Raw genomic sequence first — 249 nt, forward strand, 5'->3', positions numbered from 1 at the left:
AGGTCCTTCCTAAGTTAGACCTACAAACTCATATGTACTCGAGCAGCGAGACCAAACGTTGGGTAAAAGTGAACGGCCAAGAAGTGGCGCAAGGAGATTGGATTGGACAAGACATTCAATTACTAGAGATTAAGCCACAATCAGTGATCATAGAGTTCAATCAACAGAAGATAGAAATCCCGGCTCTGTACGAGTGGAAAGGTTAGCGATTTCTATACGTATTTAGATAACAGACAAATAAAAAGGAGC

At 41.4% G+C, this 249-nt stretch carries 1 protein-coding gene; it reads left to right on the top strand.

What is annotated here, in order from left to right; all coding sequences use genetic code 11:
* On the top strand, positions 1 to 206 hold a 206-nt coding region (locus tag AB4140_RS19835; protein WP_372002369.1), incomplete at its 5' end, for a general secretion pathway protein GspB.
* Positions 207 to 249: the final 43 nt, after the last annotated feature.

Source organism: Shewanella sp. 10N.286.51.B2, assembly GCF_041469265.1.
GTDB lineage: Bacteria > Pseudomonadota > Gammaproteobacteria > Enterobacterales > Shewanellaceae > Shewanella.